The sequence below is a fragment of the Nitrospinota bacterium genome (assembly GCA_029881495.1).
In the GTDB taxonomy this organism is placed as follows: domain Bacteria; phylum Nitrospinota_A; class UBA7883; order JACRGQ01; family JACRGQ01; genus JAOUMJ01.
Map to the genome: position 1 here is coordinate 53631 of JAOUMJ010000006.1, position 25879 is coordinate 79509.

General features: G+C 50.0%; 25 protein-coding genes. 11 read left to right on the top strand and 14 right to left on the bottom strand.

What is annotated here, in order from left to right:
• The first annotated feature begins 131 nt into the window (after nt 1–131).
• The 7 genes from crcB to OEY64_04010 all read left to right on the top strand — a co-directional run bounded on the left by crcB (nt 132) and on the right by OEY64_04010 (nt 5423).
• The gene (gene crcB, locus OEY64_03980; GenBank protein MDH5542105.1) at nt 132–515 is read left to right on the top strand and encodes a fluoride efflux transporter CrcB; all 384 of its coding nucleotides are present in this window, start codon (nt 132–134) and stop codon (nt 513–515) included.
• 13 nt (nt 516–528) lie between these two features.
• On the top strand, nt 529–867 hold the full coding sequence (locus tag OEY64_03985; protein ID MDH5542106.1) for a DUF190 domain-containing protein: 339 nt from the start codon (nt 529–531) through the stop codon (nt 865–867).
• 141 nt (nt 868–1008) lie between these two features.
• Nucleotides 1009–1692, top strand: coding sequence for a TIGR00730 family Rossman fold protein (locus OEY64_03990; protein ID MDH5542107.1), 684 nt, complete (start codon nt 1009–1011; stop codon nt 1690–1692).
• Complete coding sequence (locus tag OEY64_03995; protein ID MDH5542108.1) at nt 1689–1898, top strand: hypothetical protein; 210 nt, start codon at nt 1689–1691, stop codon at nt 1896–1898. The genes OEY64_03990 and OEY64_03995 overlap by 4 nt, the downstream gene beginning before the upstream one ends.
• Nucleotides 1892–3070, top strand: a complete 1179-nt coding sequence (locus tag OEY64_04000) for a HAMP domain-containing histidine kinase (GenBank protein ID MDH5542109.1) — start codon at nt 1892–1894, stop codon at nt 3068–3070. The genes OEY64_03995 and OEY64_04000 overlap by 7 nt, the downstream gene beginning before the upstream one ends.
• Before the next feature lie 88 nt (nt 3071–3158).
• Nucleotides 3159–4070, top strand: coding sequence for a hypothetical protein (locus OEY64_04005; protein ID MDH5542110.1), 912 nt, complete (start codon nt 3159–3161; stop codon nt 4068–4070).
• Nucleotides 4071–4082: 12 nt separating this feature from the next.
• Nucleotides 4083–5423, top strand: coding sequence for an NAD(P)-binding domain-containing protein (locus OEY64_04010; protein MDH5542111.1), 1341 nt, complete (start codon nt 4083–4085; stop codon nt 5421–5423).
• A 74-nt stretch (nt 5424–5497) separates the two neighbouring features.
• Here OEY64_04010 and OEY64_04015 read toward each other — a convergent pair whose 3' ends face one another.
• The 14 genes from OEY64_04015 to OEY64_04080 all read right to left on the bottom strand — a co-directional run bounded on the left by OEY64_04015 (nt 5498) and on the right by OEY64_04080 (nt 21417).
• On the bottom strand, nt 5498–6754 hold the full coding sequence (locus OEY64_04015; protein MDH5542112.1) for a hypothetical protein: 1257 nt from the start codon (nt 6752–6754) through the stop codon (nt 5498–5500).
• A complete protein-coding gene (locus OEY64_04020; GenBank protein MDH5542113.1) occupies nt 6754–10260 on the bottom strand; it encodes a hypothetical protein in 3507 nt (1168 codons plus the stop codon). The genes OEY64_04015 and OEY64_04020 overlap by 1 nt, the downstream gene beginning before the upstream one ends.
• A gap of 326 nt (nt 10261–10586) precedes the next feature.
• Nucleotides 10587–11357 carry a protein phosphatase 2C domain-containing protein gene (locus OEY64_04025; GenBank protein ID MDH5542114.1) on the bottom strand — a complete coding sequence of 257 codons (771 nt, stop codon included), beginning with the start codon at nt 11355–11357 and terminating at the stop codon, nt 10587–10589.
• Entirely contained in the window at nt 11354–12970 is a 1617-nt protein-coding gene (cimA, locus tag OEY64_04030) for a citramalate synthase (protein ID MDH5542115.1), read from the bottom strand. The genes OEY64_04025 and cimA overlap by 4 nt, the downstream gene beginning before the upstream one ends.
• Nucleotides 12967–14199 (bottom strand): aspartate kinase, encoded by a 1233-nt coding sequence (locus tag OEY64_04035; protein ID MDH5542116.1) that lies wholly within the window; start codon nt 14197–14199, stop codon nt 12967–12969. Before OEY64_04035 ends, cimA begins: the two co-directional genes overlap by 4 nt.
• Nucleotides 14200–14320: 121 nt before the next feature.
• On the bottom strand, nt 14321–14782 hold the full coding sequence (locus tag OEY64_04040) for a pyridoxamine 5'-phosphate oxidase family protein (protein ID MDH5542117.1): 462 nt from the start codon (nt 14780–14782) through the stop codon (nt 14321–14323).
• A gap of 82 nt (nt 14783–14864) precedes the next feature.
• Nucleotides 14865–15614, bottom strand: a complete 750-nt coding sequence (locus OEY64_04045; GenBank protein ID MDH5542118.1) for a hypothetical protein — start codon at nt 15612–15614, stop codon at nt 14865–14867.
• A 286-nt stretch (nt 15615–15900) separates the two neighbouring features.
• Nucleotides 15901–16407: a hypothetical protein gene (locus OEY64_04050; protein ID MDH5542119.1), complete on the bottom strand. Its 507-nt coding sequence runs from the start codon at nt 16405–16407 to the stop codon at nt 15901–15903.
• A gap of 121 nt (nt 16408–16528) precedes the next feature.
• Nucleotides 16529–17296: a hypothetical protein gene (locus OEY64_04055; protein ID MDH5542120.1), complete on the bottom strand. Its 768-nt coding sequence runs from the start codon at nt 17294–17296 to the stop codon at nt 16529–16531.
• 47 nt (nt 17297–17343) lie between these two features.
• A complete protein-coding gene (locus tag OEY64_04060) occupies nt 17344–18198 on the bottom strand; it encodes an ABC transporter permease (protein MDH5542121.1) in 855 nt (284 codons plus the stop codon).
• The gene (locus OEY64_04065; protein MDH5542122.1) at nt 18191–19165 is read right to left on the bottom strand and encodes an ABC transporter permease; all 975 of its coding nucleotides are present in this window, start codon (nt 19163–19165) and stop codon (nt 18191–18193) included. Before OEY64_04065 ends, OEY64_04060 begins: the two co-directional genes overlap by 8 nt.
• Nucleotides 19158–20000: a dTDP-4-dehydrorhamnose reductase gene (gene rfbD, locus OEY64_04070; GenBank protein ID MDH5542123.1), complete on the bottom strand. Its 843-nt coding sequence runs from the start codon at nt 19998–20000 to the stop codon at nt 19158–19160. The genes OEY64_04065 and rfbD overlap by 8 nt, the downstream gene beginning before the upstream one ends.
• 13 nt (nt 20001–20013) lie before the next feature.
• Nucleotides 20014–21033 (bottom strand): dTDP-glucose 4,6-dehydratase, encoded by a 1020-nt coding sequence (gene rfbB / locus OEY64_04075; GenBank protein MDH5542124.1) that lies wholly within the window; start codon nt 21031–21033, stop codon nt 20014–20016.
• A gap of 57 nt (nt 21034–21090) precedes the next feature.
• Entirely contained in the window at nt 21091–21417 is a 327-nt protein-coding gene (locus OEY64_04080; GenBank protein MDH5542125.1) for a hypothetical protein, read from the bottom strand.
• Nucleotides 21418–21508: 91 nt separating this feature from the next.
• On the opposite strand from OEY64_04080, the gene OEY64_04085 reads away from it, so the two are divergent.
• From OEY64_04085 to OEY64_04100, 4 genes are all read left to right on the top strand, one after another.
• On the top strand, nt 21509–22291 hold the full coding sequence (locus OEY64_04085; GenBank protein ID MDH5542126.1) for a segregation/condensation protein A: 783 nt from the start codon (nt 21509–21511) through the stop codon (nt 22289–22291).
• A 39-nt stretch (nt 22292–22330) separates the two neighbouring features.
• A complete protein-coding gene (scpB, locus tag OEY64_04090) occupies nt 22331–23050 on the top strand; it encodes an SMC-Scp complex subunit ScpB (protein ID MDH5542127.1) in 720 nt (239 codons plus the stop codon).
• Nucleotides 22974–23771 (top strand): rRNA pseudouridine synthase, encoded by a 798-nt coding sequence (locus tag OEY64_04095; protein ID MDH5542128.1) that lies wholly within the window; start codon nt 22974–22976, stop codon nt 23769–23771. Before scpB ends, OEY64_04095 begins: the two co-directional genes overlap by 77 nt.
• A 161-nt stretch (nt 23772–23932) precedes the next feature.
• Nucleotides 23933–25852 (top strand): hypothetical protein, encoded by a 1920-nt coding sequence (locus OEY64_04100; GenBank protein ID MDH5542129.1) that lies wholly within the window; start codon nt 23933–23935, stop codon nt 25850–25852.
• Nucleotides 25853–25879 lie beyond the last annotated feature (27 nt).

Here is a 25879-nt window from a genome sequence, read left to right on the forward strand (position 1 = left end):
AAAGTGCAATTTCCATACCCTTTAACCTGCAAATAGGTTTCGTTTAATTTTCCGGGGAATATGCAATCCAAGCCCTGTTCATATATTATTATTGGCATATCTGTAAATTTACTTTAGGAGATACCGGCATTTTGAAATTTGTTTATATCGGCATCGGCGGGGCCATAGGATCGATTCTTCGATACGCCGTTGCCGGGGTGGCCCAAAAGCTGGTCAACCCGATCTTTCCGTTCGGTACCCTGGTGGTCAACATGCTCGGTAGCCTTGCAATTGGATTTTTGTGGGATGCCTTCGAGCGCACTTTGATCCCCCCCGGTTTGAGGACGTTTACCCTTATCGGGCTCCTCGGAGCTTTTACGACCTTTTCCACCTACTCACTTGAAAGTTTTTCACTCATGAGGGACGGAGAATACCGGCTCGCGATAATAAATATTCTTGCAAGCAACATCCTTTGCCTGGCAATGGTATTTGCCGGCTTCTTTTTATCGCGGTTCATTTACGGTTTTGGAAGATAGGAGCTATTAGCGCATGAAATTGTCAGAAAACGGGGTACTGGTTAGGATATTCATTTCCGAGAATGATACCTTGGAGGGGAAGGCGCTCTACGAACTGATAGTACTCAAGGCAAAGGAGATAGGGCTTGCCGGGGCGACCGTATTTCGAGGGGTGATGGGTTTTGGCTACCATTCCAAGATGCACACCTCGAAAATACTGCGTCTCTCCGAGGAGCTTCCGCTTGTTGTGGAAATAATCGATTCCCGCGAAAACCTTGCCAAACTCCTCCCCTTTCTTGATGAAACCGTAAAGGAGGGGCTGGTCACAATGGAAAATGTAGAGGTGATAAAATACAGGGAAAATAAAAAATAACAGCCAAAAACATTCTTTAAGAATAATGGCGAAGAACGGCGGCGCACCGGCAACCGAACCATATCCAGCCCCGTTTTTTTTAAATGCATTCAATAGTTGGGTTTAAGCCTGAGAAATAATAGAATGTCACAGAGGGACAAAATGAAATATAAGCACGAAAAAGACATCATCTCCCGGATGTACAAGGAATTTCCGGCTACAGTATCGGAAATCGACATCAAGATGCTTCGAAGCATTCAAGACGAGTTCACCGCCGGATTCAAACTCCTCGCAAATCAGGGCCCTTTTGTCACAACCTTCGGCTCGGCGCGAATAAAACCTGGAGATCCTGTTTACGCTCTCGGCGTGAAACTGGGGGAAGCTCTCGCAAAGGAAGGCTACGCGGTTCTTACCGGCGGCGGCCCCGGATGTATGGAGGCGGTGAACAAGGGGGCAAAGGAAGCAAACGGGAAATCAATGGGAATCAACATATCCATCCCTATCGAGCAGAATTCGAATCCATACGCCATCCCCTCTATTACCATGAACCATTTCTTTGTGCGGAAAGTCCTCCTGCTCAAATTCTCCACGGCATACATATTCCTCCCCGGAGGTTACGGCACTCTCGACGAGCTCTTTGAAACCATCACCCTGGTACAGAATGGAAAGATCAAGAAACTGCCGATAATTCTTATCGATACCGCATTCTGGCATGGCCTCATGGAATGGATAAACGAACGCCTGATAACAGACGGGCTGATAGGGCCCAATGATACAAAATACTTCAAGATCGTAGACACTGTTGAGGAAGCTATAGAGGTTATAAGAACTACATTAACAGCATGAAATACAACATGAAAGACGGCTCCACAATATGCGGGAACTGCGGCAAACCTATTAAACCAAACAGCAGCGTCGCTGTCATGGAAGGGGCCAAGGACCCGGTTATCTGCCACGCCGAATATGACTGCTCCCCCGCCGGCAACTGCCGGTACGGATTCTGGGGGAACGGAAAACTTGAATCGGTCTTCGGAGAGATTGAACAGTGTTGAAGCAACTTGAAAATCTCCTTGCAGCCAATCGCGAAACTCTTGTGCGGGAGTGGGCAAGACTTATGCAGGAAAGTTCCGCGTCATACGGAAGCCGACCGGTCAACGAACTTCTCGAAACATGCGGTCTCGCTTTCGATGCCTACTCATCGCACATCATGGAGCATGGAAGCGGAAAGCTGGACGACTTTATCGACTACATCGTTATCAAAAGGGTAACGGCGAAATTCTCGATAAGCGAGGTGCAGCATGCATTCAGCCTTTTCAGGACCATTACGACACCGATAATATTATCGGAACTTGACGCAAAGCAGAGCCTCGCGGCGATAGAGGCAATCGACAGATCGGTAAACCACGCGATATTCTCATTCAGCGAAAAATACCAGAAGACGATCGACAACGAGATGCTGGAGATAAACCGCACGCTAACGCAAACAATGCAAAACCTGAAAAAGGAGAAGGATACGGCAACCAGAGCGAACCTTCTAAAGGATCAGTTCCTGGCAAACATTTCGCACGAACTCCTCACCCCTCTTACGAGCATAATCGGCTACAGCAAGATGATGATCGGCAAGATGGATATCAACTCGATTTCACGTGACAAATTCAAGGTCATATACGACCAGGGGAAAATACTGCAACACCACATAAACACGCTCATTCTTTTTTCCCAGATAAACTCGGGGCAGGCAAAGAGGAACAACGACTCGCTCGACCTGAAAGGATTGCTGGAAAAATGCATCAACGAGGCGCTTGGATTCCTTCCGCTTAATAACTGTAAAGTGAATCTAGTCTGCCAGGGAACTCCGCACCTCATTACAGCCGACGGGGAAAAGCTCCGGTTCGCCATATATGAGCTCATATTCAACGCTATAAAATTCTCTCATCACGATTCGTGCGTGGACGTAATATGCAGTTATGAGCCCGACATTGTACGGATATCCGTAAAGGATATAGGAATAGGGATAAATACCGATAATCTTGAAACCATTTTCTCCCCCTTTTTTCAGGTAGACGGATCGCTGACTCGCTGTTACGGAGGGAGCGGCCTTGGCCTTGCCATGATCCGGAAGGTCGCGGAGCTGCATCAAGGCTCGATTCATGTTGAAAGCACTCCCGGCAACGGGAGCCGGTTCACGCTGGAGATCCCTTTCGTTCCGCCCCGGCATCACTGACCATCCGGCAGTACTTTTCCCTTGAGACATTCAAGGATGGGATGTAAATTGTATAGTTCAGTTTAGTAAAAATAGAAGGAGTAACTCATTGGCAAAACATGAGAAATTTGTAGAAGAGGGGAGCATGATCTTCCCTTATACACTAATAATATCGGGAGCGATTCTGTGCACAATCGCCTTGATCGAAAGCTATTTGCAGGTGACCAAGTCACCCATGACCCTGCTGGAAATAGCGCATCAATACGGAGTACTGGTTCAGTACAATCACGCGCTTGAGCCAAACCGCGGGATATGGCACCCTATCGCCTGGGTAGGCTCCACATTTTTCTGCCTGATGATGCTATATTCGGTAAGGAAGCATTTCTCATTCATGTACGGCTTAGGTCCCCTCCGCCACTGGCTGAACGTACATATGTGGCTCGGCATAGTCGCTACCGTATTCGTGACTACACACACAACCTATAAGATAGGCGGCCTCGTCTCTATCTCCTTCTGGTCGATGATCCTCGTGGCGGGTAGCGGCGTGATAGGACGCTATATCTACATACAGATTCCGCGAGGCATATCCGGAAACGAGCTAAGGGTAGACGAGATAAAGGAGATAATGACCGAAATAAACCAGGAGATAGAGCAGTATGCGCTAGAGGACCAGAACATACTCCACTATTTCGAGCAGATATCCGGCCCGAAAAAGGATCCGGATATGTGGGTTGGAAAAGCTGTTTTCCTTATGATGGCCAACGATATCGGCAACTTCTGGAGGATGATGAAGATCAGGCGTGAACTCCGCCATAACGACAATATTGACCACCACATCAGGAAAAGGCTGATAAAGCTCATTCATGAAAAAGGTGGGCTTGTCCGCTCCAGCAACTTTTTAGCCGCTTCGCAGAGCCTCCTGCACTATTGGCACGTGTTCCATAAGCCGTTCGCAATTATCATGTTCGTCATCATGTTCCTTCACATAGGCATATATTACCTATTCCGCGCTAACGCGTAAGGGCAGGCGAAAATGGACAACATACCAAAGATCCTCATCGACAACATCGTCCCGCTTACCGGGGCGGTCATGGTCATTCTATTCGTCCTCCCCTACATTTGGATGCACAACAGACATTCCAAAAAGGTGAAAGGGAGGCAGAAGGAGGCGGAGAACTTCGGCCTGCGCGAGCCTGTTAGCCTTCATCCGAAGGTGAACAGGGATATCTGCATCGGAAGCGGCGCCTGCATCAAGGCCTGCCCGGAGAAGGAGATCCTCGGCACCATCCACGGGAAGGCAGAGACGGTATTCGCATCCCGGTGCGTCGGCCACGGCGCTTGCGCGCGAGCCTGCCCTGTCGGCGCCATCGAACTGGTGTTCGGCACCGAGAAGCGCGGTGTCGACATCCCTCAGGTCTTTCCGAATTTTGAAACGAACGTCCCCCGCATATTCATAGCCGGAGAGCTCGGCGGAATGGGGCTTATCAGGAACGCCATGCTCCAGGGGCAGGAAGCCGTCCAGTACATCGCCGAGGACCTAAAGGAGTTGGGCTCTTCGAAGAAGCCCGATGTTTACGACCTGATAATCGTAGGGGCCGGTCCGGCTGGCCTGGCGGCATCTCTTCAGGCGAAGGCTTCAAATCTCAAATACATAACCCTGGATCAGGAATCCTCATTTGGTGGAGCGATACTCTCCTACCCCCGCGCAAAGATCGTTATGACAAGCTCGGTCAAGGTTCCTTTATACGGGAACGTCAAGCTGAAAGAGATGTCGAAAGAATCGCTTCTTGATGTATGGAATGATATCGTCGACAAAACCGGAATAGTCGTTGATGGCGGAGAGAAAGTTGAAGAGGCAAAATCCGCGGACGGGAATTTCATCGTAAAGACGAACAAGCGGACGCTTAAAACGAGATTTCTGCTCCTGAGCATCGGCAGAAGAGGCTCCCCTAGAAAACTCGGAGTTCCCGGCGAAAAACTGCCGAAGGTGATGTACCGCCTCTTGGAGCCGGAAAAATATCAGAACAACAAGATTATTGTTGTGGGAGGGGGCGACTCCGCTGTTGAGGCGGCAGTAGCGCTCGGCTCGCAATTGGGCAACCAGGTAGACCTCTCCTACCGCAAGGAGAGCTTCGCGAGGATCAAGGAGGGGAACAGAACCCGCCTTAACGAAGCGGTCAAAACCGGCAAGGTAAAACTTGTCATGTCGTCCAACGTTATTGAGATAAAGAAAGAATCTGTCGTTTTGGAACAGGGGGGTAAAACTTCCGAACTGCCGAACGACTATGTTTTCGTATTTGCCGGAGGCGAACTCCCAAACGACTTCCTCCGCAAGGTTGGCATCGAAATAGAAACGAAGTTCGGCACGCGGTAGTTTATTGCCTTACACCCAGCCCTGCCAGCGCGGGGCTGAACCTTTTTCGAAATCCTGAGCCCGCTGCTTTACTATCAGAAGCGGTAGCCGATGAGGGCGAAGACGGATGACGACCTCCACTCGTTATCGGCCTGAGCGATAAAGACTGAGTCTACGTCAAGATATTTCTCTTCCGATATCTCATAGCTGACTGAGCCGTAAAAACTTTTCCCTTTGTACCAGTTCAGCGAGCCTCCGTACATCGTCTGCCTTAGCTTGTTCGAGGCCTTGTCCTGGCTATTTTCCATGACCGTAGCGTTCACCTCGGCGCTTATGTTGGTCGATATGTCCGCGCCGAGAGAGGTGCGGTATGTGTTCGACTGCGAGGTGAAGTAGTTAATATCGTTATATGAAAAATCGAAAAAGAGATATCTGAACAGCCCGCTCTTCCTTAGACCGAGGGTATACATCTCCGCCGACTTGTTATCGCTCTCCCTTGTGCGGTGGTCGTACCTTGCATAAAGGTTCGTCCCCCTGCTGATATTCAGTGTTCCGTTCACTCTGTATGATTTCTGCAGTTCGCGATTTATATCGTAATCCATCGATTCGTACAGCTGTACCGCCCTGTACTGGTAGTATGTAAATCCGAGTCTTGCCACTCGGCCTATCCTGTAGCCGACCGTTGCAAGAAGATGCGTCAGATCGAAACCGCCATCCAGCACGTTGTGATCCCCTCTTCCCGATGCGTATACGTTCAGTTTGTCGTTAATGCGCCAGTCATAGTTTGTGAACATGAAAGAGGAATCTTCTTTACCATTATAAATGGAAGAAGCGTATCCCCCCGAGATACCGTACTTTTTCTCCCTCTTGAAACCAAATAGGCCATACGTCACGAACTCCGACGACAGGCGATCAATGTGCGGGTCGGGCTGTGTGCCGCCGAACATGCCGAAGCCTGATAGCTCCCCCGTATAATGTTTCAGCGACACTCCGTCGATACCCGCGCCGGGAACATCCGCCACATAATGCCTCCCCAAAACAAGGTCTGTGTTCCAGAACCCTTTCTGAATTTCAAGGTTTGCATCCCTGATCCTTGTTTCGGGGATGTTCTCGTTCAGATCGCTTTCGCCCGTTCCCCTCGTTCTCGCGTCAAGGTTGATGAACTTGTTCTCCCCCATGAACTCAGACGCAGTGAGCTTCACCCGCGTATCCCAATAGTTGTACTTGTAGGCGGACGAATCGTCTTTCAGCTCGAAGAACGAGGCGGAGAGGTTTCCGGTGACTTTCGCATGGGCAGGCCAAGCCTGTACCAGAGAGAGGAGAATGGCCGCAATAACAAATATTTTTTTCATCAGTCGTCGCAAACTCCACCGTGAAGGTCTCGCCCGTCGTCAAAATTCCTGTCCGTAACCTTGTGGCAGTCGGCGCACCAGGCGGGATCGCACCGCGGCTGGCCATTGTGTTCATGGAGGAAGTTCGTATCTTTCCTGGTCATCGCTGGATGGTTATGGCAGTCTTCGCACTGCTGTTCTAGTGTTGCGCCGGGGAACTTCAATTCGCTAGAACTTATCAAATGGCACCGGTCACATTGGTCTTCCAATGGCACGTGGCGGCCATTGAATGTCATAGTGGTATGGCCGTAAGACGCCGGTAGCCAGCCAGATGTCTTGTGGCAAACACCGCATTCAAGATTTGTCGGGTCTGCATGCCCCAACGTGGTTGTGCTGTTGTATTCGTCCATATGGCAATCCTTGCAGATCCTTTCAAACGTTGCCCCGGTGAACTTGGCGAGAAGATTGACGGACGCGGCCTGATGGCATTTCAGACAATCAGACTTCGCCGTCAAATGTTTTCCGGAGAATGTCATTTGAGCATGTACGTAGCCGATGGCAGTCCATGTCATCGCAGTCGTGGGATGGCACGACGCACATGTGGTGATCGCATCCGTGGCGGCATGCCCAACCTTTGAGTTATCCGACGCCGCCTCGTTATATTCGGTCAAATGGCATATGTTGCAGTCCGTAGCAAGCTCCGCGGTCAGATATATGTCGAGCAGATCGGACGATTTTGGTTTGTGACACTTATCACATGTGTCTTTTATCGGTTTGTGCGGTCCCAAAAATGTCATTGTGTTGTGACCGTAAGACGCCGGTTTCCATTGACCAAGCGTAAGGTGACACTTCATACATTGAACCGTTTCGTCCACAACGGAATGGGCGACCAGAGCAATATCCGTGTTTGCCGCAGTGAACTCGGGCTGGTGGCAATACTCGCATTCGGTCTCCATCGTTGCGCCTGTGAATTTGGCGAGGAGCACTAATGAGGTTTTTTCATGGCATTTTACACAGTCCTGCTCAATCGGCTTGTGACCATTTGAGAAGGTCATCGCGATATGCCTATAGCTTATCTGTTCCCAAGTCATGGAACCTATCCCGTGACACTGACTGCAGTCTGTCGCCGCGTTTGCGACCTGATGGCCAATAGTCGAATTATCCGATTTTGCCGCATTGTAATCCTCTGTGTGGCAGAGGTTGCAATCGGTCGGGGCCTCAGCGCCGGGCCAAAGCACAGCCCAATTCGCCGTGTTATGACACTTTTCGCACTCTTTTTTTAGAATCCTGTGGGCACCGTTAAACGACCAGATCTCATGCGCGTGATCAGTTGCCGGAACAAACGAATAAACCTTGTGACAATCCTGACAATCGGTGCGCGACAGCGAGTGGAACATAGTCAGCTTCGGATCGAGGAACTCCTTGGCGTGACACTGCAGGCAGTCAACGGGGACATCCCTGTAAATACGGTTCTGATGGCAGTCACTGCACTTGGCGATCCTGTGCCTCCCTTCAAGACGGAAGCCGGTATTGTTATGCGAGAAGAGTTCCGGCAGCCAGCTTTTTGCGGAATGGCAATCACCGCAATCGGTGCCGAACTGCCTGAAGTGCGGATCGGTATGACAGTACGTGCAATCGGAACCGGTGAGGCCGTCATATCTCCCTTTGACCTTGTGACACTCGGCACAACGGGCCTGTGCATGTGAGTATTTAAGCGAGAATCCGGTCATGTCGTGGAAATAGCTCTCCGGCTGCCAGTTGTAACTGTTATGACACTCTTCGCATTTTTGGCCAAACTCCCCTTTATGCTTGTCGTCCTTTTTATGACAGGCATAACATGTGGTCTCAAGGGGTTTCCAGACCGTCTGCTCGTTTTTCTTCATATGGCATTTTTCGCACTTGGTCTCCGCGTGTTTCCCTATAAGTGAGTATTTGCTGTCCCTGTTATGCTGGAACTTAAGCTCCTTCCACCCCTTTGCGGTATGGCAATCGTCGCACTTTTTATCCTTGAACTGGTCACCATGCGTGAAGGCCCCCTTCTCTTTCGTGTCGTGGCAGCCTTTGTTGTTGCACTCCTTTGTGTCTATCGGTTTGTAGTGAGGCTTTGTGGTTGCAGGATCGATAAGGTGGCATTTTTCGCATTTAACCTCGGCGTGCTTCCCTTCCAGCTTGTACCCCTTGTATTTGGGATTGTCATGCTTGAATGTCGGCTCCTTCCACGCCTTGGTGGTGTGACAATCATCGCACCTCTGCCCCTTGAACTGCTCGCCGTGCGTAAGACCGCCGCGCTCCTTGGTATCGTGGCATTCTGCCGAATTACACGTCTTTGTGTCGAACGGTTTAAATCGGGCCTGTTTTGTTGTCGGATCCGGCCTGTGGCATTTTTCGCATTTCAGTTCCGCATGCTTCCCATCCAGTTTGTACCCTTTGTACTTGGGATCCTCATGCTTGAACAGCGTCTCTTTCCACGCCTTGACCGTGTGACAGTTTTCGCACTTCTGCCCCTTGAACTGCTCGCCGTGGGTAAGGCCGCCGCGCTCCCTGGTGTCATGGCAATTTGGGGTGTTACATGTGCTTGTATCAAACGGTTTAAAGAGAACCTCCTTCGTGCCGGGGTCGGCCCTGTGGCATTTTTCACATTTAACCTCGGCGTGCTTCCCTTCCAGCTTGTACCCTTTGTACTTTGAGTCCTCATGCTTGAATTCCGACGGTTTCCAGCCGTTGACGGTATGACACTCTTCGCACTTTCTCCCCTTGAACTGCTCGCCATGGGTGAAGAACCCGCGTTCCTTCGTGTCGTGACAGCCGGGAGCTGTGCAGGTATCGTACTTCTCGACGGTGAATATCCCCTTGTCCTTCTGCGGATGACAAGTCTCGCATTTTGCCTTCAGGTGTTTGCCACGTAATGGATATTTTGTCTTGTCGTGATTAAAGAGCGTTTCCTTCCAGTCCTTTTCGGTATGGCAAGTCTCGCACTCCTTGCCGAGTTTGCCTTTATGTTTATCGTCTTTTTCATGGCAGGCAAAACAGGTTGTTTGAAGGCCAAGAAAACTTCTTACCCCTTTTTTTGTTTTGGCTGTATGGCATTTCTCACAATCAACCTTTTCGTGCTTGAAGAGAAGCTTGTAGCCGGTGGCGTTATGGTCGAATTTTTTCTGATCCCACTCTATAAGGGTAAATGCCGTCCCCTTATGGTCGGGATGGCACTCTATACACTTTTTATCGCTGACGGTCGTATGATATCCCTTGCGCGCCTTGAGCCGCTCGTTGATATCCTTATGACAGTCCAAGCACCCTTCATTCGGTATCCCCCCCCTTAGAGCATGACATTTTGTGCAGTTTGTCAGCCCCTCCACCTCATCATGAAGGTAAGAGAGGTCGCCCGGGGAGATCAATGTACCGAGTGATTCGGCATTCGCGAGCGATGGGAAAGCGAAAATCGCCAGCAACAAGGAAATTATCACCATGAATTTCGGCAAGGCAGGTATTAAAGCCTTTGATTCAAAGTCTTTCTTTATTATGCTCAATTTTTCCTCTGCTTATGCGTGACTTACCAAGCGGAGCAAGGATTGATTCGCTTCAATCCCGAATCTGTCTCCGTATATCTCAATAAAGGCTCAAATTAATTTATTCTAACAAAAATTATTTTAATTCCCTTGCATAATATCTCGGTATCGACAGTGGTATTCGTATATTTTACAGGCACTTACAATTGTTTACATTTTTATGCACGTCTTTCGTACATTTCAACGATAGTTTTCCCTGTCTATAATTTTACATTTTATTTGGCCTTTTTAAGCCTTTTTCTTAGTTGGATGAGCCGGCTAAAACGTATGTTTTTCTTTGTTTAAATCTAGCCGTCGGCTCTTAGGAGAATAAGCGTTATGTTATCTTTTCCGCCATTTTCGTTTGCCATCCTGACGAGGAGATGACCGCACTCTTCGAGGTTGTCCAGGTACGACATCAGTATATCCAGAAGCTGTTCCTCCTCAACCATATTGGTGAGGCCATCGCTGCAGATCAGAAACAGATCATTTTTTCTTGGTGTTGCTATGCTGATATCCACTTTTGCCTTATCCATATGACCAAGCGCCCTCACAAGCCCGTCCCTGTGCGGAAGTTTTTCCAGCTCGGTCCTGGAATATATGTTTTTTTTCAACTCCTGCTCGAAGAGGTTATGATCTTCAGTCATTCTCAAGATGCGGTTTCGCCTGAACCTGTATATTCGGCTATCGCCAACGTGCGCCAGGAACAGAAGCCCAAGCGCTGTATGCATGGTTGCCACGGTAGTCCCCATCCCCATGAGTTCCTGTTTTTTTGTAACAGCTTCCTTTATCGCGTCGTTTGCGATCATTATTGAGAGGGCGAGCTTCTTTTCCGGAAGCACCATGTCTTTGGGAAACGAGTGGCGCTTGTTGATATCCTTTTCGGTTATGTTGGGATTTTCGAGAAAGAAGGACTCGATAGTTTTTAACGCGAGTTTGCTGGCAACTTCCCCCGCGGCGTGACCGCCCATCCCGTCAGCTACCAGGTAGAGCCCCAAATTCACATTCACCAATACGGAGTCTTCGTTGTTAGTTCGCCGTTTCCCAACGTCCGTTATCGCGAAGTGTGAATACTTCATCTTTTCTTCCTGCCTCCTTTCCTTGCTCCCTTGCTCCCTTTCTTATGGAGAAGATAGTCAATGGAATCCAATAGCGCTTGCCAGCTTGCTTCGATGATATTTTCCGAAACACCTACTGTCCCCCACTTGCCGCCGGAATCATCGCCGGATTCTATGAGAACCCGCGTCTTCGCCTTTGAACCGGATGTTTCATCGAGTATGCGCACCTTGAAATCAAGGAGACGGATGTTGCGAAGTTCGGGATAATAGTCTGTAAGAGCCTTTCTGATGGCCCTGTCCATCGCGTTTACCGGCCCGTTCCCTTCCGCGACCGCGTGATGCACCTCTCCGTCAGGGGTCCTTACCATTATCACCGCCTCGCTGAAAGGTGTCATCTGGTCGGACGAGATGGAAACTATCGTTCTTGCCCGTAGAACGTCGAATTTCTTTTCCCATTCACCCTTGGCCTTTTTCATTAATATCTCCAGCGATCCGTCCGCCCCTTCAAAAAGGAAACCCTGATTTTCAAGTTCCTTGATGTTCGCGACAATGCTTTTCGCTACCGGGTCGCCCGACTCGATATCTATACCATACTCGCGCGCCTTCGCAAGAATGCTCCCCTTCCCGGCAAGGTCCGATATGAGAATGCGTCTGCTGTTGCCGACCATTTCCGGCGCAATATGCTCATATGTTTTCGAATTTTTCAGAACCGCGTCGACATGCAGTCCCCCCTTGTGGGCAAACGCTGAATCCCCTACATACGGCTGATGGATGCGGTGCCTCATGTTCGCCATCTCGTACACATAGAGAGAGGCTTCCCTCATTTTTTTCATGTTTGAGGGTGAGATGCAGTCATACCCCGCTTTCAGCTGAAGCGCCGGAACCACGGAACAGAGATTGACATTTCCGCACCTCTCCCCTATTCCGTTCATCGTTCCATGCACCTGCAACGCGCCTGCCCTGACGGCGGCTATCGTATTCGCCACCGCGGTATCGGTATCGTTATGGCAGTGTATCCCCACCTTGCCGTCGACCTTGCTTATGACATCGGCGACAATATCCCCCACATCGTGAGGGAGGAAACCGCCGTTCGTGTCGCAGAGGATCACCCAGTCGGCGCCGGCGTCCAGCGCCGCCTTCAGCGTTTTTACGGCATAATCTGGATTGCTCCTGTACCCGTCGAAAAAATGCTCCGCGTCGAACATCACCTCTTTTACGCGCGATTTGAGATAGCGAATGGAACCTGCTATCAGCTCAAGATTGACGTCTCTGCTGACCTTAAGCACGTCGGTTACATGGAGGTCCCAGCTTTTTCCGACGATCGTTACAACGGGTGCGCCGCATTCTACGAGGAGTTTCAGGTTAGGGTCCTTTGCAGGGGTGAACTTCGGACTGTGAGTGCTTCCAAAAGCGGCGACCTTGATGTTTTTAAGCTTCAGCTTTTTTACTTCCCTGAAGAACGCCTCGTCCTTCGGGTTTGAGCCGGGGAATCCCCCTTCAATATAATGGAAACCGAGGTCATCAAGTTTCTTGGCTATACCGAGTTTATCCTCCAGCGAGAAGGAGACGTCTTCCGCCTGACTCCCGTCCCGCAGTGTGGAATCATAGATCAGTATCTGCCTTGCCGCTTTCACTTTACCGTTTTTTCTTTCTCCATTTCAAAACCGTCATGAAGCAGTTTTACCGCCTTGTCTATTTCGTCTTTCCTTATTACGCACGAAACTTTTATTTCGGACGTCGATATCATCTGGATGTTTATCCCGCCATCAGCCAGAAGGCGGAACATCCTTGCCGCAACACCGGTATGGCTCCTCATGCCGACGCCGACGATGGAAACCTTACCGACATTCTCTTCCAGCAGAACCTCGCGGGCCTTGATTTCACTTGCCGCCCCTTTCAGTCCAGAAAGAGCCTTCTTCGACTCGTCGCTGGGAACCGTAAGAGAAATACTTGTAAGCCCCTTCTCCCCTACGTTCTGAATTATCATATCAACGTTTATGTTGTGATGCGCCAGCGAGTCGAAGATCTTCGCGGCGCAACCCGGTTTGTCGGGTACGTCTGCAATGGTGATCTTCGCCTGATCCTTGTTGTACACAACCCCTGAAACCAAAACCTCTTCCATAGAAGGCTCCTCCGCTGTTACCCATGTACCGGGTCCGTTTGTAAAAGATGATTTTACCAGAATCGGCATGTTATATTTCGCGGCAAACTCAACCGACCTGGTCTGCAATACCTTCGCGCCGAGACTCGCCATCTCCAGCATCTCTTCGTACGAGATCCTGTCGATCCGTCTCGCTTCGGGAACGATTCGCGGATCGGTCGTGAATACTCCATCCACATCGGTGTATATCTCGCACTGATCCGCTTTCAGCGCCACGGCAAGCGCAACCGCGGTTGTGTCCGATCCCCCTCTGCCGAGCGTCGTGACCGAATCAACCTCCTCGCTGTACCCCTGAAAACCGGCTACAACAACCACATGGTCCCGCTCAAGCCATTTGAATATGTTCTTTGTATCAATGTTCCTTATCCTCGCCTTGGTATGCGCTCCATCTGTGAATATGCCGGACTGCCTCCCCGTAAGCGAAATTGCGTCTATCCCGCGCGATTTCAGGATCATCGCCAGTAGCGGGATGGTTATCCTTTCACCGGAAGAGAGGAGCATATCCATCTCCCTTTCATCCGGATTGTCGCTCGCCTGCTTTGCCAGTTCGACAAGAGAGTTGGTTTCCCCCGCCATCGCGGAAAGAACGACCACCATGCGGTTCCCTTCCGCCTTTCTTGAGGCAACCTTGTCTGCGACTTTTTTCAGCCGCTCGACATCAGCTACCGACGTTCCTCCGTACTTCTGAACTATAAATGCCATAATTTTCTAATTGTATCTTTTATGCATCCAAGGTTAAAGAGATTCTATTATAAAAAAACCCTTACTTTTTTTATAAACCGCTGATGTACACCGATAACTTCACGCATCCCTTCCAGGATTTTTAATAGTGCGCTTTCTTCCCGGTTATCTCACTTAAACTGATTTTTATTATCGCTACCTTGCTGGTTTCCTTTTCTGTAAATACAAATTCACGGCTGTCGTAGTGCGCCATCAGTATCTTGAGAGCTTCCAGCTTTTCCTCTGTATCCTCTACCAGCTCAGCCGTGCCAAAGCCTATAACGCTCTTATATTTCGCCCCCCAGTCGCACGCGATATCACCTTTTCTTTCGAGTTCATACCCGGTTTCAAACTCAACACATACGTTGCTGTTTGCGGCGATAATGTCGAGTTTTCGCCCCTTTATTGCGCAATGCACATAAACCTTCATCTCCCTGTACCCGAAATTAACCGGTACGACATACGGCATATCTCCGTCGCAAAGGCCTATCCGGCAGATCTCAGCGCTTTTTATCACCGATTCCATTTCTGAAATATCTGTAATTTCCTTGTCTTTTCTATGCATTGGCGAATTATATGCTAAGCCGAAATGGCCCGCTATGAATATTTTGCCATGAACAAGCCTTAAGGCGAGAGATATGCCGCAGTCACCAGTGGTCCGGGAAATCGGCCATTATCCTGTCTGAAACCTCCAGAAAGTTCTTGATGGTAGGATTTAAATCGTTCGCCGTAACCACCTTCTCCCATAACCTTTCACCCGTTTTGAGGTTGATGAGAAAGGCGCTCATAGCGGACCGTCCATGTCCCACCTTTGGATCGGTCGAAAATACCTCCCCGGAAATGTGAAATACCATCACTGCGTCCCCTCCGATCCCGAGCTCGCCCGCCTCCGTGAAATAGTTCTGGTTTCCCTTATGAAGATTCCTGTGGAAATTTATCAGGATAGACTCCTTTTCACTATCCCGTGAGAAAGGGAAATTTATGAAAAGCGGCGGAACTTGTTCTTCCTCCCCCTGCACGATCCCCTGCTCCGTCTCACCTGTTTTGAGTTTCAGGACGTTTTTATTGTCGAGCCATGCCCCTACCGAGGAATCCAGGGTGCTGGATATGCTATACCCCTTCTCCCGAAGGACATAGGAGATGTGTTTCACCACTTCATAGCTAACCTTCCGGTTGAAGGGGATATCTATATAATCGTTCCTTACACCGTCAAGCACGGCGGAATCCCCCATCAGCGTGAGAGACGCCATCTTTTTTATGGCAAGCGTCGCTTCATCGGAACCTCCATTATCTCCCGTTTTGCCGGACCGCTCTTCAGCAAAAGACAGGCATGGATATGAAACGGACAACATAAACAGGAGTCCCAGTTGAGCGAACAACCTGATACTTACCTTCATTCCTGCACCTCTTCACTACAAAACATGTTTACTATTCAAGGGATAATTAGAAAGGGTCGAAACCCGTTAACAATCCACGGCTATTCTACAAAAGGGGAGAGTCAAATGCCACCCCCAACACATAACTATCTCCTCAGAAACGACCGGGTCAGGGCGCAAAACCGGCCGTCAGTGAATTCCCCAAACAGTAGCAGATGGAGGGAATAGGCACTTTTCCAGTGTCCCGCGGATTATCAGTCACGCGGAACACCCGGCAATCAATCTCTACGGTACTTTAAAATGTCTATTAGTGCTGATGCTCCCCGCTTTCATGACCTTCATGCTCCATTGATTGCCCCGACATTGCGGAGCCGCCGGATCTGATCTCGGGATGCCTTATCTCACCGCCAAGGCTGGAAGCGCGCCCCATAAGAAGAAGGGTAATGATCGACATCGCGATCACGCCGTTCATTGACCATGCTGGAAGTTTTCCACTGTTCTTTTGGTTGAAAAGACCTGCGCCAGCGAGCGCGCCAAGGATAAGCACGGCTATAAATGCCGCCTCTGCCGCCTCCTCATGTTCCTCAATGTACTTCTCTTCTACGCCAGCCATCTTCTCAATCTTTTCCTCTGCAGCCTCGCCTGAGAAGAAGGCCGGAAAGCTCAATAAAGTTATCGCGACAAAGAAGGTGAAACTGAATTTCTTCAGTTCTTCGCTCTTCGCATAGAACGCGTAAGCCAGGATGCCGATGCCCAACAGCGAGCCTATTACCGGAATATGATTTAATGCCAAGTGTACGTGTGCGGGATTCATAACAAACTCCTCAAAGATAATATTGTTGCTTACTGCAAGAACATTTCCACAAGATATAAATTTATCATTTGTATATAAATTTTTCCAGCTATCCTGCTTTTGAGGAACCGGGAAAACGGTTTTACTGCTTCGTGGGGAATCTTTTCATCACCTTTTTGGCAAGTTTTCCCATCTTTGGCATAGTCGGGGATGAGCTGGTCTCCTCCGCGCCGGCCCATACGACCTCTCCCGATTTCAGTTCTATCAGGTACATCCGTATCCACATGCCGTCCTCCGACTTCATATCCCCATCGGCTTTTCCCCCGCTGAAAATCACGATGAAAAAGTTGTAAATTCCCTTTAACACCTTTTTACCCCATGAATCGACAAACCCCCCTTCCTGGACGACCAGGAGACCGTCGCTTATGAATCCAAGCGATTTTGACCCTTTGATAGACTCCGCGTCCCTCTTCAAAAGCCCTTTATGCAGTTCCAGCAATCTCTCCCTCACTTTTTCATTGTCATCGTATGCGGTTTCAATGAAGAACGGCGGGATGGAAGTTTTATGTTTGATGCTCGATACTGACCGCTCGGAAGGATCATATATCACTTTGTATTCCGTGAACCCGTTGAATGTCGCGCCTATGGATGCTACTTCTGTTTTTCCAGTCTTATATCCAGCCTCTTTCAGCTTCCCGGCAATTTTTCCGGCTGAATCGTTGCCCATATCGAGATTTTCCGGCACATCCACCATGTCTTTCAGCCCGAGGATATCCTTTGCAACGGAGACGTCTATGAGAACCGATATCTCAGACATCTTTTTGACATCGTTCGGTTTTTCCCTGTACCCGAGTGTACTGGCGCATCCATAGGAAAACAGAACCAAAAAAGCAAAAATATAGATCTTCATCAGCTTCACCATACATCCCCTCACTCAGTTTTAAAAAACTCCCGTTATCACCCAAGTCTCGTATCAAGCGCGTCTCTCAGCGATTCGCCGAGGAGGTTGTACGCGAGCACTGTTATGAGTATTGCCAGCCCTGGAAAAACAGATAGCCACCAGGCGAACTCGATATAGTTCTTCCCTTCCGTAAGGATGCTCCCCCAGCTCGGCGTGGGTGGCTGAACCCCGATACCGAGAAAGGACAAGGCGGATTCAGTCAAAATAGCCCCAGCTATTCCGAGAGTAGCCGATACAAGTACCGGAGCCATGGCATTCGGCAGGAGGTGGCGGAAAATGATTATTATGTCCCTCTGCCCTATCGACCTCGCCGCCGGGATAAAATCCCTCTCCTTCAATGAAAGGAACTCCGCCCTTACCAGGCGCGCGACACCCATCCACCCCGTAAGCCCTATGACTATCATGACATTCACGATGGACGGTTCAAGCATCGCGATAACCGCCAGGATAAGAAAGAATGTCGGAAAGGTGAGCATCACGTCGACGAAACGCATCATTACTTCGTCGACAAGACCGCCGTAGTATCCGCTTATGGCGCCGACGATTATCCCGATAACGGTTGCTATTCCAACCGAGATAAAGCCTACCATCAGCGATATTCTCGCACCATAGATCATCCTGCTCAATACGTCACGGCCAAGCTCGTCCGTTCCAAGCCAGTGCTTCAGGTTAGGCGGCTCCAACAGGATCGATGTGTTTACGTCGGACGGATCATAGGGTGAAATGAACGGGGCAAGAAGGGCGACCGAAAAGAGGAACAGAACGATCGCCCCTCCGGTCATGGCAAATGAATCCCCCTTCAGGCGGTTCCAAACATGGTTCCAGAATGAGCCTGAACTGCCGTTACTCATACTTTATCCTCGGGTCGGCAATTGCGTAACTGAGGTCCGCGACGAGGTTCCCTATAAGCGTAAGCGTTGCGCCGATAACAAGTATCCCCATGACCAGCGGATAATCACGCGACATGACAGATTCGTAAAAGAGCTGTCCCATCCCCGGGATGGAGAATATTGTCTCGAATATTACTGACCCCCCTATGAGCGACGGTATCGAAAGGCCGACTATCGTCACTATCGGGAGAAGGGCGTTCCTTAGCGCGTGGCGGTAGTAGACACTCTTTTCATGGCACCCTTTCGCGCGCGCGGTTGTTATGTAATCCTGCCGTATGACCTCAAGCATGTTCTGCCTGGTTATGCGGGAGAGAAAAGCGAGCGAGGTGAGCGACGACAGCAAAACCGGCATCAGGAGGTGCCTGGCGAGATCAATTATCTTTCCCCATGTGGTGTACTGCTCGTAGTAAATAGACCTTATTCCCGAGATGGGTAGCCATCCGAGCTGAACGCCGAAGAGTATCATAAGGAGAAGCGCAAGCCAGAATCCGGGCGCGGAAAAACCTATAAAGACGAATAGAGTGCTCCCCCTGTCGAACGCCGAGCCGGGATGCGTCGCCGAAAAGACCCCTATCGGAATCGACATGATAAAGATAAGCACGAGCGATGTTACGTTGATGAATATCGTGATAGGGAGCCTCTCGGCTATCTTGTCGAGCACCGGCCTTGCGTCGGGAGAAAAGGAACGTCCGAAATCGAGCACCACGAGGCGCGAAATCCAGAGACCGTACTGGACATGCAGAGGCTTATCAAGGTGGTACATCTCCCTCATCCTCTGCTTTGCCGCGGCGGAAGCCTTCGGATTCATCTCAGTCATCCTGTCGGTAGGTTCTCCGGGCGCGAGGTGAATGACAATAAAGGTGATTATCGTAATGCCGAACATTATCGGTACCATCATGATAAGCCGCCTCACAAGGTAGTTAAACACCCAGATACTCCTTCAGCGCGTCGCGCCAATCCCTGAGCGGCTTCCCGGCTATTCCGGCATACCTGCCGCAGTCTAGCCTGGAATTGGCGGGGCGCTTCGCGGGTCTTGGAAACTCCGACGACGGCACAGGCAGAACCTTTACATCCATCCCTTTCTCCTCAAAAATCGCCTTTGCGAATTCATACCAGCTGCAAGAACCGGAATTCGATATATGAACGGTTCCGGTCACCTCTTTTTCTACCATCTTTAAAATCGCCTCGGCAAGGTCGGGATAATATGTAGGCGCGCCAACCTGGTCGTCTACGACCTTCAACGGCCCGCCCTTTTCGCCGAGTGCGAGCATTGTCTTCACGAAGTTCTTTCCAGTATTCCCGTAGAGCCATGACGTGCGGACAATGAGAGAATCATCCAGCTGCGCCGTGACCCTCTCCCCTTCAAGTTTCGTCCTTCCGTAAACGTTCAGCGGGTTTGGCGCGTCACCTTCCAGGTACGGAGCCTCTTTTTTACCATCGAATACATAATCCGAGGAGATGAAAACAAGCCTTGCTCCCTTCTTTTTTGCCATCTCCGCGATAGATTGAGTCGAGAGCACATTTATTTTTCGGGCCGATTCGATATCCTTTTCGCATCCGTCAACATCGGTCATGGCGGCGGAGTGTATTATCAGATCCTCACCGCCGATGTCCTGAAGCCCCTTTTCAATCTCGTCCGCGCGGGAAAGATCGGCAATACTTCTGTCGAAAGGAACAGACGACCCGGGCCATTTATCCTCTATCTGACGGCACAATTCGCTCCCCAGTCCGCCGCTGCTCCCGGTAACGATCACCTTCTTCATAAAGCCGAGGTTTTCAGGAGCGCCCCCGGCTTATTCTTTCGGCGTAAAGTTTTTCGTAAAACCCGGTGTACTCGCCCGATTTGATCTCTTCCCACCATGAACGGTTGTCCATATACCACTTCACCGTGGAGTTGATAGCCTCTTCAAACGAATGCTCCGGTGCCCATCCGAGCCTGTCGCTTATTTTGGAAAAATCTATCGCGTAACGCCTGTCGTGTCCCGGCCTGTCCTCAATGAAGAGTTTCAGCGAATCTGGTTTGCCGAGCGCGCGGAGTATCATATCCGTTATCTCCAGGTTGTTCTTCTCGTTCCCACCGCCGATGTTATATATCTCCCCCGGCGCCCCTTTTTGAAGTACCGTGTCCACCGCCGAGCAATGATCCTCAACGTGGATCCAGTCGCGCACGTTGAGGCCGTCGCCGTAGATTGGGAGCTTTTTCCCGGCGTCGGCATTCGTGATGAAGAGAGGTATTATCTTTTCAGGAAACTGGTACGGCCCGAAATTGTTCGTGCACCTGGTAACTACAACCGGAAGTTTGAAGGTCGTAAAATATGAAAGCGCCAGCATGTCCGACGATGCCTTGCTGGCGGAGTATGGAGAACTCGGCTTGAGCGGGCTGTCCTCTGTAAATGCACCCTTCTCGATCGACCCGTATACCTCGTCCGTGGAGACATGGACAAATTTTGAAATGCCGTGCCTCTTCGCCGCTTCCAGAAGAACTCCGGTGCCGATGACATTCGTAAGGAGAAACTCGGAGGCGTTCTCAATGCTCCTGTCGACATGGGATTCCGCCGCAAAGTGAACCACGGCGTCCATCCCCTTCATAGCTTTGTCGACCTTAGCCGCGTCCCGTATATCCCCTTTTACGAACTTGTGGTTTCCGCTGTCGAGGAAGTCATCGAGATTCTTCATGTTCCCCGCATATGTGAGGGAGTCGAGATTTACTACCGTATCGCCGGGGTGCCGGAAAAGGTATTGCCGGACAAAATTCGACCCGATGAAACCGGCTCCACCCGTTACCAGAATTTTCATATGGTGTGGTGTCGAAGCCTTTGAAGTCCGCAGGAACCGCTGTAAAAGATCACCCGGTCAATCCTGCCTGATGAGTCTCGTCCAGATAAAATAGCCGACAACGGAAAGTCCCAAGGCAAGAGCTAGAACGAACGGCCCTACCTGGGATATGTCGGAATTCTTCAGTGCAACGCCGCTTGTACCATAGATGAGAACACCTAGCGTCCATTTGGCCCCTTGCGTACCGATATACCTTGTAGGTCTCATCGCTATCAGCAGGGCAAACAGTCCAATTATCCCGAACGAAGTTCCCGATAACAGATATTCCTGCAACCTGCCGGATAGGGCCAGATCGGCCAAGTCATTAAAATCAAATGTTTCCCAAAACTGTCTGAATATGTCCATTACCTATATATCTCCTGGAAATTGGAATTATCCTAACACGGCACCGCCATAAAGTGTATAATGCGCCCCTAATAATAAGCAGGTTTATTCTATGGTTGATTACAAAGTACATCTGGACGTTTTTGAGGGGCCGATGGACCTGCTCCTGCACCTTATAAAGGAGCAGGAGATAAACATTTACGATATCCCCATATCCAAGATCACAAAGCAGTATTTCGAGCACCTTGAGCATATGAAACAGCTCAATCTTGAGGTCGCAGGCGAATGGCTGATAATGGCGGCAACGCTTACATACATAAAATCGAAAATGCTCCTCCCGGTCGTGCCGACCGAGGATGGCGAGGAGGAAGGGGTCGATCCCCGCGATGAGCTTGTAAGACGCCTCATCGAATATAAAAAATTCAAGGAAGCCGCCCAGGGATTGAGAGAGAAGGAACTTATTCAGAACTCCACGTTCGCCAGAACATTCATCACCGAGTGGGACGAAGACGACGCCGACTACCTCAAGGAGATATCGGTGACAAAACTCATGGAGGCGTTCAGGAAGATACTAATAAAGGCGGGGGAAGAAGGGCTTTACGAGATAAAGCTCGAAGAGATATCGATAACGGAAAAAATAGCATATGTTCTTGAAATGCTGGAAAAAACGCCTCGCACAAGGTTTGAGGACCTGTTTTCGGAAGCAAAAGGGAAAATGGAGCTTGTCGGAACGCTCCTGGCCCTCCTTGAACTCATGAAACAGCAGATGATACGGGTTTTTCAGGAGAAGGAATTCGGACCCATCTGGGTGCAGGCATCGGAGGATGAGGGGGACGAGAGCCGCGAGGGGGAAATTGAAACTGTAAGCGCGATTATCAACGAGATAGACGCATGATGATAAATATTAGGAATCCGAAAGCCGGGAGGAACAAGTTTGAAACTGAGTGAAGAAGCGCAAGCGCTGGAAGCGGTCCTGTTCGTATCGGACGGCCCAGTCTCCGCTGAAAATATTAAATCTGTTCTTGAGGGTATGGAGAACAGCAACATCCCTTCAATAGTCGAGGAGATCAATGAAAAACTGGAGGGGCACGCCCTCTGCATAGTGGAGATAGCGGAAGGATACCAGCTCCGCACGAAACCTGAGCATGTGGAAACCATTAAGAGGTTCCACAAGCTGGAACGCTCCACGAGGCTCTCCCATGCCGCGCTGGAGGTCCTCTCCATAATCGCCTACAAACAGCCGATAACAAGGCAGGAAGTTGAAGACATCAGGGGGGTGGACAGTTCCGGCGTAATAGGGAAACTTCTAGACAAGACCCTGATAAAAACGATGGGGCGCAAAAAGGTGCCCGGTAAACCGATGACCTTCGGCACAACAAAAAAGTTTCTGGAATATTTCGGACTGGTAAAACTTTCCGATATGCCGATGCTCAAGGAATTCCCCGAAAACTTCGACGAAGAGATCACGCAGCCGAGCCTGGCGCTTGACGGCATCGATGAAGATTCAGGAGAAAAGGACGAAAACGACATTCAACTAGAGGAAGAAGCGGCAATGATAGAGCCCGCAGAGGAAGATTATGACGACTTGGAAGACGATGAAGAAGAAGATAGCGAACACGACGACGAAGAAGAGGACGAAGAAAAGGAAAAATAGCAGCGAGGGGACAAGGCTTCAGAAAATTCTCGCGGACGCCGGCCTCTTTTCAAGAAGAAAAGCGGAAGAGGCGATAAAAGAGGGGCGGATTGCCGTAAACGGCGAAACGGTCACCGAGCCGGGCGCCAAGGCCGATCCGTCATCCGATTCGATCACATGCGACGGACGGCAGGTCAAAGCCGTATCCAAAACATATATCATCCTGAACAAACCTGCCGGAGTGCTATGCACTACTTACGATCCGGAAGGGAGACCTACGGTACTTGACATAACAAAGGAGATAAAACAGAAGGTAAGTCCGGTGGGGCGTCTCGATTACAACACGACCGGCCTCCTCATCCTCACGAATGACGGCGCATTTGCCCAGAAGATGATGCGCCCGTCGTCTAAGATCATTAAAAAGTATCATGCCAAGGTACGGGGCACGGTGAGCGAGAAGACATTAAGCCGTATGCGCTACGGCATTACCCTTGAAGGGATAAAATACCGCTTCGCCGATGTTAAGCTTGTTCGCACCTCGGGGAACAACAGTTTTCTCACCATCGACCTCACGGAAGGGAAAAAACATCACATCCGCATTGTCTGCGAAACGCTCGGCAATCCGGTGGTAAAACTCTCCCGCGTCGCCTTCGGGCCGATAAAGCTGTCGAACCTCCCGCTCGGCGCCTACCGTCATCTTTCCGAAAAAGAGGTCAAAGCATTAAAGAACGCCGCGTCATAAAGGTGTATTGACGCGGACAATCCGCGCGAAAGCCCCATGCCGAGGTGGGCGGATATGCTGAGTCAGCATTTACTGCGCTACCTTTTCCCAAAATGGCGGGACTGAAACTTCGATATATGGATATAATAATTTATTAACAATCTCACTGGAGAGACTTTGAATTGCTGAAGATCGCCGTTCTGCTGACCGCCACCATTACGATGGATGTCGGCGAATATGCCTTCACACCCCCCATTGAAGGAAAGAAAACCGCGGAAGCCTATTACGATTCGATTGGAGTCCCCGACATAAAGACGCAAAGCAGCTGCCCTCCCCTTCTGCTCTGCAATCACAAGGTGGTAAACCACAAGGGGGAGACCATAAAAAGCTTTACAAGCGAAGATAGTTCGCTAACGATATCTACAAAGGCCCGCTACAGTTCAGCCGCGTATGCTGTAGTCGAGCACCAGTACGTTATCGGCAGGGATTTGAAGGGGAACAAGATATTCTCCACTGAAACTTTTCTCCTGGACGACGAGGGGAAAAATTACCCGGCATACAATTACCATTTTGCGAAACGTAACATAAAACTGGCCTCCATTTTTACCGAACCTGTCATTACCATCATGCCTGATGGTGGGATTGTGGAGGCAACTAGCGAGGGGATAGTCATCAACGGAGACCTTACCCTTCCAGGCGAGATACCATTCGAGCATGTTGAGATAAATAACAATCTTTCCGGCGATATCGCCGTGATTGCCGTCGGTAAAAACGACTTCATATGGATTTCCGACATGAAGAAATGGAAAGTGACCCCTATCCGCCTTTCAAGGAGGGGTGACCGCAAGGGGGTGCTCTCCGTTTACCCGCTTGGAAACGGAAATGTCGCTCTCGCTGTTTACAAGTACGTAAACAGCTTCAACAAGGGGATTGTGTTCGCCGCAGGAGCTATCTCGGATGAAGATATTTCCTACGGCTGGCTGTACAACTCGAAGGACCGCAACGTTGGCTTTGACCCCAGCGTATATGCCGGAGAAAAGAATATCTACGTGACGGCCTGGAACTCCACGGAAAAGAAGGATGTCTACTTCATCCTCCCGCTCGATGGAGATTTCAAAACGTTATCTGAAGAAACTCCGGAGCACGCGACAGGTTTCGCCTCTGAAAGAATTTACGAATTCCTTCTCGGGGCCGGTTTGAGCAAACTTTCGTGGAATGCCGACAGCCAGATCAGAGAAAACGGAAAAACCCTTTACAACGCGGACTACGACATCTCCGACGCGCTATACGAATCGCAGTATTTCCAGGGGAGGATAGGCAAGAGGCAGCTCGCCATAACCTACCTGCAAAATGAAGCGGATAAGAAAGGTGAACTCGTGAAGAAGGCTTCGCGATTCCTCACGGTAGCATTCGACATCCATGATTTCTTTTCGCCGCAATCTTCGTTGAGGCTTTACTACGAAGAGAGCAAGGTAAACGGAATAGCCACTCTGAACGACAATATCCTCAACACCATCACCGACGTGGAGTTCGAAACCGCCTACAGGAAATTCGCCGCGCTCGTTATGAAGGAAAGGGGCTTCTACTGGGGGGTAGACTGGGCAGATTACAAGATGCCTACCGTTTTAGGATTCAGCGACTATACCAAAACCATCCAGTACGTCATCTTCGACGAAAATTTCCACCTGAGAAAGTTAACACTGGTTGGAGGTTACGACATACTGGCATATGCGAAACGGTACGAGACCGACCTTGAACGGTTCTACAGCTCAGGGAAGATCGGCTTTGGATTCGCCTTCCCGGCGATGTCTGGCGACTGGGAGAACAGAATAGAGGACTATTCGGAAAAGACAATAAACTTGCTGGTCGCCGGGGTACTGGAGGGCGACCTGGAACTGGGCTACATCTATCAGCGGGCATTCCTGAAATACAGCGGCCTCGGCTACGCGCTTACCGCCGGTTACAAGGCGAGGGCGTCGTTCATCTTCAGCGGTCAATCCACGACAGACGAAGAGACCATCTCCGAAACGTCGCTTGAAATGGAGCTCGGCAGGTTTGATTTATGGCACGGCCCCTACGTGACCGTGAACATCATTTTCTGACACAGCATTTATACATTCCTCTCAATG

Excerpts from the sequence above, each read along its gene's own strand:
- rfbB (MDH5542124.1), bottom strand. The coding sequence starts at position 21,033 with ATGAAAATTCTGGTAACGGGTGGAGCCGGTTTCATCGGGTCGAATTTT.
- OEY64_04055 (MDH5542120.1), bottom strand. The coding sequence starts at position 17,296 with ATGAAGATCTATATTTTTGCTTTTTTGGTTCTGTTTTCCTATGGATGC.
- OEY64_04060 (MDH5542121.1), bottom strand. The coding sequence starts at position 18,198 with ATGAGTAACGGCAGTTCAGGCTCATTCTGGAACCATGTTTGGAACCGC.
- OEY64_04015 (MDH5542112.1), bottom strand. The coding sequence starts at position 6,754 with ATGAAAAAAATATTTGTTATTGCGGCCATTCTCCTCTCTCTGGTACAG.
- OEY64_04025 (MDH5542114.1), bottom strand. The coding sequence starts at position 11,357 with ATGAAGTATTCACACTTCGCGATAACGGACGTTGGGAAACGGCGAACT.
- OEY64_03985 (MDH5542106.1), top strand. The coding sequence starts at position 529 with ATGAAATTGTCAGAAAACGGGGTACTGGTTAGGATATTCATTTCCGAG.
- OEY64_04035 (MDH5542116.1), bottom strand. The coding sequence starts at position 14,199 with ATGGCATTTATAGTTCAGAAGTACGGAGGAACGTCGGTAGCTGATGTC.
- OEY64_04040 (MDH5542117.1), bottom strand. The coding sequence starts at position 14,782 with ATGCATAGAAAAGACAAGGAAATTACAGATATTTCAGAAATGGAATCG.
- OEY64_04095 (MDH5542128.1), top strand. The coding sequence starts at position 22,974 with ATGACGACTTGGAAGACGATGAAGAAGAAGATAGCGAACACGACGACG.
- OEY64_04045 (MDH5542118.1), bottom strand. The coding sequence starts at position 15,614 with ATGAAGGTAAGTATCAGGTTGTTCGCTCAACTGGGACTCCTGTTTATG.
- OEY64_04010 (MDH5542111.1), top strand. The coding sequence starts at position 4,083 with ATGGACAACATACCAAAGATCCTCATCGACAACATCGTCCCGCTTACC.
- rfbD (MDH5542123.1), bottom strand. The coding sequence starts at position 20,000 with ATGAAGAAGGTGATCGTTACCGGGAGCAGCGGCGGACTGGGGAGCGAA.
- OEY64_04080 (MDH5542125.1), bottom strand. The coding sequence starts at position 21,417 with ATGGACATATTCAGACAGTTTTGGGAAACATTTGATTTTAATGACTTG.
- OEY64_04085 (MDH5542126.1), top strand. The coding sequence starts at position 21,509 with ATGGTTGATTACAAAGTACATCTGGACGTTTTTGAGGGGCCGATGGAC.
- OEY64_04050 (MDH5542119.1), bottom strand. The coding sequence starts at position 16,407 with ATGAATCCCGCACACGTACACTTGGCATTAAATCATATTCCGGTAATA.
- OEY64_03990 (MDH5542107.1), top strand. The coding sequence starts at position 1,009 with ATGAAATATAAGCACGAAAAAGACATCATCTCCCGGATGTACAAGGAA.
- OEY64_03995 (MDH5542108.1), top strand. The coding sequence starts at position 1,689 with ATGAAATACAACATGAAAGACGGCTCCACAATATGCGGGAACTGCGGC.